This is a genomic window from Brevibacterium mcbrellneri ATCC 49030 (genome assembly GCF_000178455.1).
In the GTDB taxonomy this organism is placed as follows: Bacteria; Actinomycetota; Actinomycetes; order Actinomycetales; family Brevibacteriaceae; genus Brevibacterium; species Brevibacterium mcbrellneri.
Genome location: NZ_ADNU01000043.1, coordinates 80,133 through 95,876, shown reverse-complemented (window position 1 = coordinate 95,876; position 15,744 = coordinate 80,133). Strand labels below are relative to the sequence as shown.

At 57.2% G+C, this 15,744-nt stretch carries 11 protein-coding genes; 8 read left to right on the top strand and 3 right to left on the bottom strand.

The features are described from left to right. The first annotated feature begins 51 nt into the window (after positions 1-51). Positions 52-984, top strand: coding sequence for a hypothetical protein (locus HMPREF0183_RS07435; protein WP_156798203.1), 933 nt, complete (start codon positions 52-54; stop codon positions 982-984). A gap of 13 nt (positions 985-997) precedes the next feature. Here the strand turns inward: HMPREF0183_RS07435 and HMPREF0183_RS07430 are convergent, their stop codons facing one another. Next, the gene (locus HMPREF0183_RS07430) at positions 998-3,523 is read right to left on the bottom strand and encodes a DNA gyrase/topoisomerase IV subunit A (RefSeq protein WP_083801470.1); all 2,526 of its coding nucleotides are present in this window, start codon (positions 3,521-3,523) and stop codon (positions 998-1,000) included. Positions 3,524-3,621: 98 nt separating this feature from the next. Then, positions 3,622-6,327 carry a bifunctional acetate--CoA ligase family protein/GNAT family N-acetyltransferase gene (locus HMPREF0183_RS07425; RefSeq protein ID WP_005884570.1) on the bottom strand — a complete coding sequence of 902 codons (2,706 nt, stop codon included), beginning with the start codon at positions 6,325-6,327 and terminating at the stop codon, positions 3,622-3,624. 52 nt (positions 6,328-6,379) lie between these two features. On the opposite strand from HMPREF0183_RS07425, the gene HMPREF0183_RS07420 reads away from it, so the two are divergent. Next, the gene (locus tag HMPREF0183_RS07420) at positions 6,380-6,961 is read left to right on the top strand and encodes a DUF5998 family protein (RefSeq protein ID WP_005884567.1); all 582 of its coding nucleotides are present in this window, start codon (positions 6,380-6,382) and stop codon (positions 6,959-6,961) included. Beyond that, positions 6,962-8,101 (top strand): alkaline phosphatase family protein, encoded by a 1,140-nt coding sequence (locus tag HMPREF0183_RS07415; protein WP_005884565.1) that lies wholly within the window; start codon positions 6,962-6,964, stop codon positions 8,099-8,101. Here HMPREF0183_RS07415 and HMPREF0183_RS07410 read toward each other — a convergent pair whose 3' ends face one another. Next, positions 8,102-8,539 carry a GtrA family protein gene (locus HMPREF0183_RS07410; RefSeq protein ID WP_005884563.1) on the bottom strand — a complete coding sequence of 146 codons (438 nt, stop codon included), beginning with the start codon at positions 8,537-8,539 and terminating at the stop codon, positions 8,102-8,104. It lies immediately after the preceding gene. Positions 8,540-8,679: 140 nt separating this feature from the next. Between HMPREF0183_RS07410 and HMPREF0183_RS07405 the strand changes: the two genes are divergently transcribed. From HMPREF0183_RS07405 to HMPREF0183_RS07385, 5 genes are all read left to right on the top strand, one after another. Continuing rightward, entirely contained in the window at positions 8,680-9,843 is a 1,164-nt protein-coding gene (locus HMPREF0183_RS07405) for a 5-(carboxyamino)imidazole ribonucleotide synthase (RefSeq protein WP_005884561.1), read from the top strand. Continuing rightward, complete coding sequence (gene purE / locus HMPREF0183_RS07400) at positions 9,840-10,364, top strand: 5-(carboxyamino)imidazole ribonucleotide mutase (RefSeq protein WP_005884559.1); 525 nt, start codon at positions 9,840-9,842, stop codon at positions 10,362-10,364. The genes HMPREF0183_RS07405 and purE overlap by 4 nt, the downstream gene beginning before the upstream one ends. Then, complete coding sequence (locus HMPREF0183_RS07395) at positions 10,357-11,502, top strand: acyl-CoA dehydrogenase family protein (protein ID WP_005884557.1); 1,146 nt, start codon at positions 10,357-10,359, stop codon at positions 11,500-11,502. The genes purE and HMPREF0183_RS07395 overlap by 8 nt, the downstream gene beginning before the upstream one ends. Positions 11,503-11,531: 29 nt before the next feature. Beyond that, the gene (locus HMPREF0183_RS07390) at positions 11,532-13,007 is read left to right on the top strand and encodes an LCP family protein (RefSeq protein WP_005884555.1); all 1,476 of its coding nucleotides are present in this window, start codon (positions 11,532-11,534) and stop codon (positions 13,005-13,007) included. 297 nt (positions 13,008-13,304) lie between these two features. Then, complete coding sequence (locus HMPREF0183_RS07385) at positions 13,305-15,674, top strand: NlpC/P60 family protein (protein WP_005884552.1); 2,370 nt, start codon at positions 13,305-13,307, stop codon at positions 15,672-15,674. Positions 15,675-15,744 lie beyond the last annotated feature (70 nt).

Sequence of the window (15,744 nt, the reverse complement as noted above, 5' to 3'; positions counted from 1 at the left end):
GGCGTTTTCGACCTACTCAACACCGCTCTCGATTGTGCCAAAATGGTACATGTGGGATACGACACCAACTTCCTGATCCTGGATCCGCGTGCTGTCGAAGTCTGTTCGGCCTATGTGCTAGGTGACGCGTCAGAAATTGACCTACGGCCATGGGCCGAGTACGCCATGATGATGCGTGTCATCCGCCACCGGGCCAAGGCGTGGGCACTCAAAGCGCCCCGGCAAGGGGCACTGGACTCTACCGTTCACGTCTGGGGACGACCATTCCTGACCGCAGGCGAGACTGCAGACGAAGTGGCCGCGCGCGTGGAGCAGTGGCTCGGTTCCAGCCCTGCGAACGTCGACGATCTGGCTCGCGAAAACCTGCGGGCTATCTGGCACGACCAGCCCAACGTCGACGCGCTCATTGCACAGTCTGACCCCGGTGATGACTGGTTGCGTCTGTCGCCAGACGACCTACGGTACGAGGTTTGCGGACAGCTGGACAGGCTCCGTAGTGCTGTGAAGGCTTATGAGTCTGGCCGAGGTAGCGACCCCGCCCCCGATTCCGCTGGTGACCAGTCGAATACCGAACTTCTCGAACGGGCCTGCTTCAACTTCACCGTGAATGTGGTCTCCCACAGTCCCGGCTGGATGTCGAGCGGAAACACGATCGCTTCGATTAGCTGGTGGGGCGGTGACCGGTTTCCGCTGGCAGCCAAGCTTGAATCGCGCTTGCCCGGGCTCTCTGTCCAAGCCGAGACATGGGCCCACGAAAATTATTGCGTGGGAATGACCGTGGGACCCAAGGACTTGGACATGCTACCCCAAGAAGTCACCGACGACTACGTTCGCGTGTTCGCGGAACAGTTACGCGGTGACGAAGAGTATGCGCGAAAAGAGTTGACGAAGATGGTCGAGTCGGTGGTCACTGCACGCACGCTCAAGTGGGGCTGGTGCGAAGCCAGCGAGGTCTACTCGGGTGCCGAAGGGCGAATGAACTGACTCTGCAGGCGCTTTAGAACAGCGACCCGTCGTCGTCTTCGCGTTCGCGCCCAATGTGGGCAGTGGGGTCATCCCCTAAGTTAGGCCCGCCGGTTGCCATGCCGGTGTTGGTCGCCGAGGTCGCCCCAGCTTCCTCGCTCTGGGCTGGTGGCTCTGTGGTTTCCTGCGATGAGGTGGCCACGGGAACGGTTCCAACAGCGTCGATCTTGGAGTCGAGTGGTTGCCCTGATGCGTCGCGCTTGGATAGTTCGGCTGGCAACTGCCTAGCCCCGCCCGTTGCGGCAGAAGCTTGTGGCGATGGCCCAGCGAAGCCCAGGACCAGTTCGGTTTCGTCTTTGAGGAACCGGTGTGCGCGCACACCGCCTGTTCCACGTCCCTTGTGGGGGAATTCGTTGAAGTCAGACACCTTGATGGACTGCGTAGGTTTGCCGTCGAAGTTCACCCCGGTAGCAATCGTGACCACCTGGTTGGGTTGGTGTGAGTCGACTGCGTAGAACCCGATCACGTGAGCGTCACTGGCAACCCGGATACCAGCAACCCCGGACGCCGCGTAGCCTTGCGCGCGCACGCCTTCGAGATCGAACGCGAGGAGCTGAGCGTTCGAGGTGATGAAAACTGCGGAATGCGTGTTGAGGTCCTCAGGTTGGGCAAGCCCCACGATTTCATCTTTGGGCTTGAGATTGATGAGGGTTGACCCGTCCTTGAACTGGTCATTGCCGTTGATGCGTTTGATGACACCCTGCTTGGTTCCCACAACGCATTCCCGTTCAGGGTCAATAAGCCCAATAACCTTTTCGTTCTTCTCAAGCGTGAAGTATTCGCTGACCCGAACCCCACCTGCCACGGTGGGGCGGGCGGCTTGCGGTGGAAGCTGGGGGAGTGACACAACGTCGACACCTACCACGCGTCCCGTGTTTGTCACGGCAGCGATTGTGGACCGCGAGGTGGTGGCTATTTGGCTTACCAAAGCGTCGTGGGACGCGCGACGGCCTTGCGCAGAGAGAGGTTCCTGACCCGTAGTGCGGGCCAAACGCTGCGAGGTTGAGAACAACACCCAGCAGGGTTCGTCGGCAACAGTGAGCTTGGTGCCCTTCTTAGCTGCACGAAGCTCCTTGAGGTTTCCCTCAACCAAAACGGTACGTCGCGGTGAATCAATCCGGTCGCTGGTCTCTTGGAGCTCGTCAGACACTAGGGCACGGAGTTTGTCATCGTCGTCGAGGATGCCTTGCAGGTATTCGATGCGTGACTTCAGCTCATCGCGTTCAGCCTCAAGTTCGATACGCGAAAACTTGGTGAGTCGACGCAACTGGAGGTCCAGAATATAGGTGGCCTGGATCTCGCTTAAGTCGAAAACGTCCATCAAGCGTGTACGTGCTTGCGTAGCGTCATCTGAGGACCGGATGAGCTGAACAACCTCGTCAATATCGAGGATGGCAATCAAAAGACCTTCGACTAAATGCAAACGGTCTTTTGCCTTCCCCAACTGGAAGACGGTGCGACGACGGGTAATGGAAATGCGGTGGTCCACAAACACTTCGAGAAGAGGTTTGAGGCCGAGTGTGCGTGGCTGACCTTCTACAAGGCACACATTGTTGATTCCAAAGGAATCTTCCATAGGTGTGAGCCGGTACAGTTCTTCCAGAACGGCTTCCGGGTTGAACCCGTTCTTGATTCCAATGACAAGACGTAGACCGTGTTTTCGGTCTGAATAGTCGTCAATGGAAGCGATTCCGGTCAAACGCTTGGCCTGGACCTGATCTTTGACTTTTTCAATGACCCTTTCCGGACCCACCAGGTAGGGAAGCTCGGTGACCACAATTCCCTTGCGCCTGGCCGTAATGTTTTCAAACTTCACCGTGGCGCGGGTCCTGAAGGTTCCACGCCCGGTTTCATATGCTTCCCGGATCGAATCGAGACCGATAATGCGACCGCCTGTGGGCAGATCGGGCCCTGGCACATACCGCATGAGTTCACTCACTGTGGCTTGCGGGTTCTCGATGAGGTGGCGCGCTGCTGCAATGACTTCGCCGGGGTTGTGCGGGGCCATGTTGGTTGCCATTCCCACCGCAATTCCGCTGGCCCCGTTGACCAAAAGGTTGGGGAACGCGCTGGGGAGAACTTCCGGTTGCGTCAGAGAGTTGTCGTAGTTGGGGACGAAGTCGACGACGTCTTCATCCAGTCCAGCGATCATGGTGAGTGCCGCGTCGTCTAGACGAGCTTCCGTGTAACGAGGGGCAGCCGGCCCGTCGTCCAAGGTTCCGAAGTTACCGTGCCCGTCAACCAGCGGAACACGCATCACGAAGTCTTGGCTCAGTCGAACCAGCGCATCGTAAATGGCCACATCGGAGTGGGGGTGGAGCTTACCCATCACGTCACCCACAATGCGGGATGACTTCACGTGCGGGCGGTCGGGGCGCAAGCCCATGTCACCCATTTGGTAGATGATGCGCCGCTGGACGGGTTTGAGTCCGTCGCGAGCGTCGGGGAGGGCCCGTGAGTAGATCACCGAGTACGCGTATTCGAGGAACGAGGATTCCATTTCCTGCGAAACATCGACATCTACGATGTGATCAGCCACACGTGCTCCTTTATTAGACTCCCCTCATGGTATAAGCCAAGACCCCAAAAACCGTGGATTTAGTGGGCGCTCATGCGTCGTCGTGCAGAATCGATGCGGTCAGATTCGCGGTTGAGTTCGATGCGAACCGACAAAATATCCTGCTCACTTTCAGTGACAGAAATAGGCCTGAACTCCACCAAGCGGATCGCCGGGAACTCGTCGATCAACGCTGCCACTCGCAGAATTGTCTCTTCAAGAGGCGCCACGTTCATCACTGGCCCGCCTCGGTACCCAAACAACCTCGGGGAGGAACCTAGGGAACGCACCATGGACTTAGCGTCGACATCGGTGAGCGGAGCAACGCGGTGTTGCACATCGTCCAGTAGCTCTGAGGAATCTCCTGCCAGCCCGAACGACACCATGGGGCCCAACAGGGGGTCTTCACCACCTCGGACCACACAGGCCACCCCGGGTGCGGCCATGGTCTGCACATCGATGCGGGTATCCGCGTCATCGTCGAGCCTGGCGGCAATCACATCGCGTATCGACTTCCAGTAGAAATCCATTTCTTCGTCGCTGGAAACGTCTAAGCGCACTCCACCAAGGTCCAAACGGTGACGCAAACGGGAGTCCACCGCTTTGAGCGCTACCGGGTAGCCAATTTTGCGCGCGATCTCCTTGGCCTCTTCCACCGTGGACGACGGGTGGTACGGCAGCACTTGAATGCTGCACGCGTGGAGGAGTTCTTGGGTTTCGTCGCGTGTCAGGCGGACCGTCGCCGAGGTGGTTCCCTCCTCGCTGTCGTGCTCGGAGTCGCGCTGGAGGACCTTTTCGATGAGGGCGCGCAGCGCACGCTTGTCGAAGCCTTCGAGTTCGGGGTAATTACCCTGGTCGGAGCGTTTCCACTGGGCGTATTCGGTGACTCGAGCCAGGGCCCACACGGCATCTTCTGGGCCCATGTAGCTGGGAACTGTGTGGATCTCTCGTTTGCCTTCAGCACTGCGGGTGTACGCGGTGAGTTCCTCTTGAGCACCCATGAGACCCAAGAAACAGGCCACGGTAGTTTTGCCGGACACCGCTGCTTGCTCTGCCAGAACTTGGGTGATTTCGCGTTCTTGCCCACGGGCTGATGGGGCAAAGGCCACGATCACCGAATGCACGGACGGGTCTTTGTACATTTTTGCTAAATGCTCTTCAAATTCGTCCGTGGTCACTTCCGGGTGCAACGAAACAGGAGGAGTGTCGATACGCAGACCTTCCGCCCGGGCGCGTTGCACGATCAAGGTGGAAAGTGCGGCGGAGTTACCAATCACCCCCACTCGTGCGCCGGAAGGCAGTGGCTGGGTGGCAAACACCTGAGCGACGTCAAACATCTGGTGAATCGAATCAGCTCGGATCACCCCAGCCTGCGTGAGCACTTGGTTGAGTGCGGACCCTGACAAACTGGATACGCGTACCTGGTGGCCGGGAGGCAACTCACGTCCCGTGAGGTCACTCTTAATGACGATGACGGGCTTCTGCCGGGCTACACGACGGGCAATGCGTGCGAACTTGCGCGGGTTACCGATCGACTCCAAGTACAGCCCCACAATCTGGGTGGATTCGTCTTCTTCCCAGAACTGCAAGAGGTCGTTGCCAGATAAATCGGCACGGTTTCCGGCAGACACGAACGTGGAAATTCCCAAACCGCGACTTTTCGCAGCGGCGAGCAGTCCCGTTCCCAAGGCCCCCGACTGGCTGAAAAGCCCGAGTGGTCCGGGCTCAGGGAAGAACGGTGACAGCGAGGCGTTAAGAGCAACATCGGTGCTGGTGTTGGCAATTCCAAACGAATTGGGTCCCACCACGCGCATTCCGTGCGAACGAGCCGTCGCAACGACTTCTCGCTGCAGTTCCTGGCCCTCCGGGCCGGTTTCAGCGAAACCTGACGAAATCACGACAACCGCGCGGACACCTCGGGAAGCTGCGTCCTTCACGACGTCAACCACCGCAGGTGCGGGTACCGCAATAATGGCCAAGTCGATGGTGCCCTCGATGTCTTGGAGTGACTTCACGGTTGGCATTCCCGCGACCACGGGTGCGTGCGGGTGGACAATGTGCAGGTCCCCTTTGAACCCAGCTGAAGCCAAGTTGCGCAAAAGGAGGTTACCAGCCGAGGCGCGTTTACGGGACGCACCGATCACGGCAACTGAAGCGGGGTTGAGAACCGACCGAACCGAAAGAGCTTCCGCACGGTGCTCGCGGGATTCGAGTACCTGTTTCGACCGTTCGGTGGGATCGATCTCAAAGCGCACCGCCACGACACCGTCTTCAAATTCACGTGAGATCTCGTAGCCGGCGGCAGCGAAAACCTGCAACATGGAGCGGTTCTGGGGGAGCACCTCGGCGGTAAACACACTCAAACCACGTTCCCTAGCCACTGCGGCCAGGTGTTCCAAAAGAATCGACCCAATGCCACGCCCCTGATGAGCGTCAGCAATGTTGAATGCGACTTCAGCGGAAGTTTCATCCAAACGGTCGTACCGACCCACCCCAATGATCTCCTCGCCAGCGACCATCACGAGCGCGACACGGTCGTGATAATCCACGTTGACGAAACGTTCCAAATCCCGTGGCGGAATCGTGGGCATGGGGGCGAAAAAACGCAGGTAGATCGATTCCGGCGACTGTTTGGAATGCATGAGCTGGATGCCGTCGGCATCGCTGGGGACAATTGGGCGGACGTGCGCCGTCGCACCGTCACGCAAGACAACATCGGCTTCCCAGTTTTTCGGGTACGTAACCATGTTTCAAGCATAGTCTTTTCCGCAAACGTTGGGGGACTGGCACAATGGGTGCATGTCTGTTTCTGGTGCGCTTCTTCGTGACTTACAAGACGCGGGGTACTACCCTCACCTCGCAGCGAATATCATCAACGACGTTCTTTTTGACGAACCTGTCGTTGAGCACTGTGTGCACATGGAAACGCACATGGACTTCGAATCAATCCACCGTCACGTGACGGCATTCGTGCTGACTGAAACTCGGCTGATCCTGGTTCACGTCGACGACGAACCGGGTAGTCCAGAACAAAGCATGCGTGGTGTAGCAAGTGTCGAAGACATCCCATTCGACAGGATTCGCACAGTTATTCTCAGCCGAATCTATCAGGACCCCGCACACTTCACGCCCGGTCAGAAACCCGTGGAAGTGGGAGTCAGCCTGGGGTGGGAATCGGTGCGGAGGCTTGAAATGTTCCCAGAGTCGTGTGCCGACCCACAGTGCGATGCGGACCATGGCTACGGCGGAACCTCGGTTCCCGAAGACGTGAACCTGCGCGTGTCTGCCCAAGCAGAAGGGCAAGATGCCGTGGATCAAGCAGAACGTTTCGCACTCACGTTGAAAAAACTGGTCTACTATGCCCGACGGGACGCTTCATAAATGCGACCACCTGACTACGCGGACGCAGGACTCCTGTCCGATATTGTGCCCGCGGCCGCGGTCACTTTGGGTGCCAGTCAGATCCTTGAGGACCGTCAGCGCGTACGTGCCGAAAAAGTGGGCCTGGACCACGAAACCCGTGTGGTTGTGGTCGCCCTTATTGACGGGATGGGGTTTGAGCTCTTAAAAGCCTCATGGGCGTACGCCCCATTTTTGAGGTCAGTGAGGGACTCCGTCGCCGAGTTTTCTGCCGGTTTCCCCTCCACAACAGCCAACTCTTTGTCTTCGCTGGGGACTGGCCTGCTGCCAGGAGCTCACGGCGTGATGGGGTACAAGCTCAAGGACCCAGAATCCGGTGATGTTTTCAACCAGCTCACGTGGAACACCGCCCGTGATCCGCACACGTGGGTCCCTGACGCCACGCTGTTTGAACGCCTCCACGCTAGCGGCGTTGACGTTGTCAGCCTGGGGGAACCGAAATTTGTAGGCCGAGGTCTCAACGCGGCTTCCCTGCGAGGTGGCGCCTTTAGAGGTTCGCACCAATTTGACCAACGGGCTCAACACGCGGTGGAAGAAGCGAAAAAACCAGGGCGCAGGCTTATCTACTTTTACTGGGGTGCCCTCGATAAAACAGGGCATGGAAAAGGAACCGACTCCCACGCGTGGACAGATGAACTCGAAGCAGTCGATGCCGGGCTAGCGCGCCTGGCCAACAGCCTGCCCCGTGACGCTCAACTGCTCATCACCGCCGATCACGGCATGGTGAACGTCGACTATGACGCTCGGATCGACCTGGCCGACCACCCGGAGGTATGCGAACTTGTCAGTGCAGTGGGTGGGGAGCCCCGCGCAACTCACCTCTACACACCGCGGCCACTTGAGACCGCCTCGGCGATCAACGAAATTGCAGCCGGACGGGTTTACGCGATGACCCGCAAACAGGCGGTGGCAGACGGGTGGTTCGGTCCAGTGCGACCTGAGAACCTGGGCCGGATCGGCGATGTCGTGGCAATCAGCCATGCCGGGACCGCGATTGTGGACTCGCGCAACGACAGTCCGTCGGCGTTGAAACTCCGAGGCCACCACGGGGGAATTACTGCAGAAGAACTCGCGATCCCGCTGATTGCGCTGGGTAAGTAACTAGACGTCGAGCCGTTGCCGCTTAGGCGCTGGTTTAAACACGAAAAACCGGTACATGAAGTAACGGAAAATGTTGCCCAACAGAACGCCCACCACATTGCCAGAAATATTGTCAGCCAGTGCAGACCGGAAACCCAACAGATAGTGCGATACCCACAAGCACGCCAGGGCAATCAAAAGGCCCGCCCCGTTGATACTAAAGAAATAGATGGCCTCTTTTGTTTTTGACTTGTTGCGACCATCCGTAAAAGTCCAGTACCTGGAACCCAACCACGAAACCGTGGTGGCCAAGGCCACAGAAATGATCTTGGCCCACACCGGGCCTAAATGAAGAACCTCCAGGCGCAAAAGATTGAACACTAAGAAGTCCACAATGAACGCAACGGTGCCTACTGCCGAAAACTTGGCGACCCGCAACGTTTCACGGCGAAACTTCATCTACATCCCTTGCAACTGGAAAAAGGTCCACGCCGATTCTAGTTCGTAGATGTGGAAAGGCCTGACAATTTCACACAAGATACGTGAGTAGCACGGCGGGCCACCACACGATCATGGCACACGGTAGCTAAAGTGAGAACGTGAGTTTTCCACGAGTAGGTGTAATCGGAGCTGGACAGCTTGCGCGCATGATGGCGCCAGCAGCTGAAGCTCTTGGTGTTCATTTCCACGTTCTAGCCGAATCCGCTGACGGTCCCGCGACCCACGTGTCCTCACATGTAACCGTGGGCGACTACAAGGACTACGCAACGCTCAAACAGTTCGCCAGCACCGTGGATGTCATCACCTTCGACCACGAACACGTTCCCAATGAGCACCTGGTCAAGCTCATTGACGAAGGATTCAACGTCCACCCCGGACCACACGCCCTGCAGTACGCGCAAAACAAACTCAAAATGCGCGCCAAAATCGACGAGCTAGGGCTTCCGAACCCACGCTGGGCACAGATCGAAACTGTGGACGACCTCGGCGCGTTTGTGCGCGAACACGGGGCAGTCGTCCTCAAGACCCCCACAGGTGGGTATGACGGGCACGGCGTGGCATTCATCCGCTCCGAAGCAGACCTGGAGGCGGTCTCTGACTGGTTCAGTTCAGGTCCCCTTTTAGCAGAACAACTTATTGATTTCAGCCGTGAACTTGCAGTGATGGTGGGGCGCTCGCCATCTGGTCAGACTGCAGTGTGGCCGGTTGTGGCAACTCGTCAGAAGGACGGGATCTGCTACGAAGCAGTCGCGCCTGCTCCCGGTCTTGATGCGGATCTAGCGCGGACAATTACACAGGACGTTTTGACGCTGGCTCACGCACTTGACGTCACTGGCGTCATGGCCCTTGAAATGTTCCAAACCGCAGACGGGTACCTGGTCAATGAGCTGGCCATGCGTCCTCACAATACGGGCCACTGGACACAAGATGGATCAGTGACCAGCCAGTTCGAGCAACACTTGCGTGCAGTTTTGGACCTGCCGTTGGGTGACCCTAGTCCGTTGGCTCCATACACGGCGATGGGAAACGTACTGGGCGCTGACCGCGACGATCTGTACCACGCGTACCTCCACGTGCTTGCGCACGACCCACGTGCCAAAGTGCACATGTACGGCAAGTCGGTTCGCCCGGGGCGCAAACTGGGGCACGTCAACGTGACAGGTGAGAACCCCGAGGACGTTGCCCAGCGCGCTCTCCACGCAGCAGAGTTCATTGCCGGGGTCGACGACAACCCCTGGCCAAACCGAACGGAGAAAGCATGACTGTAGGAATCGTGATGGGGTCAGATTCGGACTGGCCCGTCATGTCTGCCGCCGCTGACGTGCTCAGTGAGTTGGGAATCGACTTCACCGCCGAGGTCGTGTCAGCTCACCGGATGCCCCACGACATGATCGAGTGGGGGAGCGATGCGGCTGAACGAGGTGTCCGGGTCATCATCGCCGGCGCCGGGGGAGCTGCTCACCTGCCCGGCATGATTGCGTCCGTGACAAGTCTTCCCGTTATCGGTGTTCCAGTTCCATTGAAGTACTTAGATGGCATGGATTCGCTCTTGTCGATTGTGCAGATGCCTGGGGGAGTGCCTGTGGCAACCGTGTCGATTGGCGGAGCAAAGAACGCGGGGCTGCTGGCGGCCCGTATTCTTGCATCAGGTGTAGACGACGAAGCGAACGCGCTACGTGTTCGTCTCGACTCATACCGTGAAGATCTGTACACCCAGGCGCGCGACAAAGGACGGGCGCTTACCCAGAAGCTTGAAGATACACAGAAGGAGTCTCATGTTTGATCTGTACAAGCTCAGCGAAGAGCACGAAGAGATTCGTGCCGCTGTACGCGATGTTGTCGAAAACAAGATTACACCTTTTGCGGCTGAAGTTGACGCCGATTCGCGTTACCCGCAGGAAGCTAACGACGCGTTGATCGCAACCGATTTCTTCGCTCCTCACGTGGGTGAAGAGTATGGAGGAGTGGGGGCAGACGCACTGGCTACTGCGATTGTCATTGAAGAAGTTGCACGCGGTTGCATGTCGTCTTCGCTTATCCCAGCCGTTAACAAGTTGGGTTCAATGCCGGTCATCATTGGTGGTGGCGAAGAAGTCAAGCAGGCGTACCTTCCGCGTCTGGCTCGTGGTGAAGGTTTTAGCTACGGTCTGTCGGAACGTGAAGCTGGATCCGACACCGCTGGCATGAAGACACGCGCTGTTCGTGACGGTGACGGATGGGTGCTCAACGGTGTTAAAACGTGGATCACCAACGCCGGTGTCAGTGAGTTTTACACGGTCATGGCTGTTACCGATCCTGACGGAAAGCGCGGTAATAACATCACGGCGTTTGTCGTTGAAAAGGGTGATGAAGGGTTCAGCTTCGGTGAAAAAGAACGCAAGCTGGGGATCAAGGGATCACCTACGCGTGAACTGTTTTTCGAAGACTGCTGGATCCCTGACAGCCGCCGGGTTGGTGAAGAAGGACAGGGTCTGAAGATCGCATTGAAGACTCTGGATCACACTCGTGTGACCATCGCAGCGCAAGCGGTGGGCGTTGCGCAAGGTGCGCTGGATTATGCGATCGACTACGTCAAGGAACGCAAACAATTCGGCAAGCGCATTGCTGATTTCCAGGCAATCCAGTTCATGGTGGCCGACATGGCGACCAAACTTGAAGCTGCACGTCAGCTGACCTACGCGGCGGCTGCTAAGTCTGAACGTAACGATGATGACTTGAGCTTCTTTGGAGCTGCGGCGAAAGCCTACGCTTCAGACGTCGCTATGGAAATCACAACCGACGCCGTTCAGCTTCTGGGTGGTGCTGGATACGTGGTTGACCACCCAGTTGAACGTATGATGCGTGACGCTAAGATCACCCAGATTTACGAAGGCACCAACCAGGTTCAGCGCTTGGTCATGGGCCGTAAACTCCTGGGCTAAGCAAGCCTTAACTGAACGAAAGGACGCTTGTGAGCAGACAGCTCAAGTACGTCGACCCGTTGCGAAATCCGCACTTTGCGTCCGAAGAAGTTCGCAATCGGCGAGGTTGGGTTCTTTTGCTCACAAGCGCCCTCATTCCGGGGTCTGTGCAGACCATGCTGGGAAACCGGAAAATGGGGCGTTTCGCCCTGCGCATCACGCTCATCACGTGGGCGATTCTTTTCATCGTTCTTCTGCTAGCGATCATTCGCAAACAGTGGCTGATAAGTCTGGCCACGAGTAGCTTTGTTTTGATCCCTCTCATGGTGTTCGCGGTTGTCTTGGGCGTTGTGTGGATCTTGTGTTTGCTCGATACCGTGCGACTGGTGCGCGTGGTGTCCTTGGGTAAGAGAACCCGCCCAGTCTTTTTGTCAGCTGCGCTGGTCAGTGTTCTGGTGGTTGGAGGTGCGTTCACCTATGGTGTCACCACGTTGAACTCCGGCCGTCAACTGCTCGATAGCATCTTCAGTTCGCGCAAAGTCGAAAAAGCTGCCGATGGTCGCTACAACATTGCTCTTTTAGGATCAGACGCCGGTAAAGGAAGAACCGGTGTTCGTCCCGACTCTCTTTCGGTTGTTTCGATCGACGCAAAAACCGGGGCTGCGGTATCGATTGGCTTACCCCGCAATATGCAGAACGTGCCGTTCCCCAAAGGAAGCCCGCTGGCGAAGAAGTACCCTCATGGCTACAACTGTGGCGATGAATGCTTGCTCAACGCGGTCTACCAATTAGGCGAAGAGAACGCCTCACTGTTCCCTGAAGGACCACCGGCGGGAGTACAGGCGACCAAACAGGCCATGGAAGGTGTTACTGGCCTGAAAATCCAGTACTACGCGATGATCGACCTGAAAGGTTTTGAACAACTCATCGACGCGATGGGTGGAATTACTTTGACCAGTCACGTGCGTGTCCCTATTTCGTCGAAAACCAATAAACGAACGGGGAAGCACGGTCCGCCTAAAGGGTGGATCGAACCCGGCGAGAATATCCACCTCGACGGTTACCACGCACTGTGGTACGCCCGTTCCCGCGAGTTTGCCTCTGACTACGAACGTATGACGCGCCAGCGATGCGTTCAAGAAGCAATGCTCACTCAGCTCGACCCGGCCACTCTGCTTTCACGGTTCCAGAAGATTGCGGCCGCTGCGCCCAACGTGGTGTCGACAGACGTGCCACGGAGTCAGCTCGACTACTTCGTTGACCTCGCGCAAAAAACCCGTGACCACAAGTTGGGCAAACTGAACTTGAGCCCACCTCGCGTGAAACCGTCGCACCCCGACTTCGACAAAGCACACAGCCTCGTGCAGGAGGCGATTAAGAAGAGCGAAGAAAACGCTCAAAAAGACAAGCAGGGACTCGGTGCCCCCGCAGATGTGTCGTACTACGCGATGGGAGCAGATACGCTCGCAGCGCCCGAAAGTAACGACGATGATGCAAAAGACAAAGAGATCTGCGAAGTAAAGTAACAATTTTTCTGTTCCGCGTGTTGCGCGTCAACACGCGGAACGACATCCTTGTAATTTACTCATTTTCTTATTCTCAATTCGACACGCCGAAAATATATGTAACAATTTTGAAATGTTGGAGCGTCGTTGCCAGCGACAGTCTCCGCATTAGCCTCACTTCCCGACTTCCTCGAAAAGGCTTGAACAATGAGAATAAGAACGCCCTTAGCGGCGCTAGCCGTCGCATCCGTAGCGGTCAGTACACTTGGTGCGCCGCAGAACGCACAGGCTTCAACAGCGCGTCCAAGCGTGGACGAAATGCCACTTACAAGTGTTGATGAAAAAGGCATCGACGAACCTGGTGCGCGCGATTCTTCGAACACAACCGCGAACGCGCAGAATCGTAGTACACGCAACCTGCCCGGCGTCTTCATGGCGCAGAGCATGGGGCTCGGCGCAAACTCCGGCGGAACTTCACAACCCAAGGAAAAGCCGGGTCTAGGCGGCTCAAAGAGCGATTCAACGACACCTTCACAAAAACCAACGCCGGCTCAAACGCCAAGCCCTTCTCAGAAGCCGTCTCCTACTCAGGCCCCTGAAACCACCGAGCCTGCGATGAGCGGATCAGCGAAGGACAAAACCGAAGACGGTGTCAATATCGCTTCGATCTCCAAGGTCGTTAAAGTGCCAGCCGGCAACCCCTCGGTTGTGGGTGTTTCCTACACGGGCCACGCCAAGGTGACCTTCGAGGTACGCACCAAGACCGGTGGATCATGGGGTGCTTGGAAAGAAATCGACCAAGAGAACACGGGTGAAGGTCGCCCGGGAACCGAACCATACGTGGTTGCTGGAGCTTCAAACATCCAGATGCGTGTCCTTGGGGATACGGCCGCATCCGATGCAAAGCTCGTCCTGGTTGACCCAAAGAAAACTTCTGGTGACGCAGCAGCCGTCGCTGGCAACTCTCCCGTTCCTGAGACTGCCGGGGAAGCAGCCGCAGGCACCAACTCGAACGTGACATGCGACGACAACGGTTGCGAAGGCGTTGAAAACGCGACGAACGTCGCATTCGCAGCATCCAACGTGTCGGTTGGAAAAGTCGACAAACCACCGATTGCAAGCCGTAAGGACTGGGGAGCCAACGAGAGCCTGCGCAAGGGTAGCCCTGACTATGCCCCTAAGGTCAAAGCGGCAGTGGTTCACCACACCGCCGGATCCAACAACTACTCTGCAGGCGATGTTCCTGGAATCATTCGCGGTATCTACACGTTCCACACCAAGGGACGTGGCTGGGCCGATGTGGGTTACAACGTGCTCGTCGACAAGTACGGTCGCATGTGGCAGGGACGTGCCGGTGACATCAACCGTCCTGTCGTTGGTGCGCACGCACAGGGGTTTAACTCCGGAACATTTGGTATTTCGGTCATGGGTGACTACGACAAGCAAGCACCTAGCGCCGAAGCTCTGAACGCAGTTGAACATGCTATCGCGTGGAAGCTTAACGGAGTCGACGCGAACGGACGAGCAAATGTCAACGGTCGTTCAATCCGTGCGATCTCCGCACACCGCGATGTGGGAGACACAGACTGCCCCGGTGACGCTTTCTACGCTCGGATGGGAGAAATCCGTAGCGCAGTTTCCAAACTGCAGAATGGTCAGAACGTTCAAACCCCTGAAAAGAACGAACCTCAGCAAGAAAACTTGACCCCCATTCAAAAGGCATACAAAGGCAATGAAACGGCCCTTGGACAGCCACGAGGTAACGAACACAAATGGGGCGACGGCTACGTTCAGAACTACGACCGTGGTTTCATCACCTGGACTCAACAAACCGGTGCGGTGATTCTACGCGACGGCATGGCGCATGCCTGGTGGCGCAACCGTGACGACATTGGCTTGCCTACCCAGAACGAAAAGCCACTTCAGCACGGTTCTTACCAATCTTTCCAGCGTGGCGCTGTCCACTGGTCGCCTAACAACGGAGCGCACGCTACGTGGGGCGTCATCTGGAAGTACTGGAAGGACAAGGGCTTCGAGCGTGGCCACATGGGCTTCCCTACGTCTGACGTGACGAAGTCCGATGGGCAGCTGGAACAGCGCTTCGAAGGTGCTCGCGTACAGCACACCGATGGGTTTGGGACGGTGGAATACGCACCCGGCCCAGCGGTGCGCGGAGGGGCCAACGACCAGAATCCGCAACCTGAACCGGAGCGTTCGGAGGCACCTCAGCAGGACAACAAGCCGGATGAAAAGGCTGAAGAAAAGTCCAAGGACAAGGCTGAGGACAAGCCGAAAGACAAGCCCAAGGAAAAGCCAAAAAAGAAATCGACTGACGACATTCGTCGCGAGATGATCAAGGAGGCTAGAAAGGGCCTAGGTACTCCGTACGTGTGGGGCGGAAACACTCCGAACGGATGGGACTGCTCCGGCTACACCCGCTACGTGTACAACAAGATTGGCATCAAGATTCCACGTCACTCAAGTGCACAGATGCGCGCTGGCCGTATTGTTTCAGAGAAGGAAGCAAAGCCAGGCGACATTATCTGGGCGCCAGGTCACGTGGGGATCGTCTCCGACAAGAAGGGCAAGATGCTGGACGCTGGTTCGCGGAGGACGAACACGTCCGAACGTAGCTACGACTGGATGAAGAGGCGCGGAGCGAAATTCGTCCGTTACTTGGACGACTAACAGTTCAGGTGAATGCCACGTGGGCGCTAGAGTGCGAACTCTAGCGCCCACGTTGGTTTTTTGCCCGTAT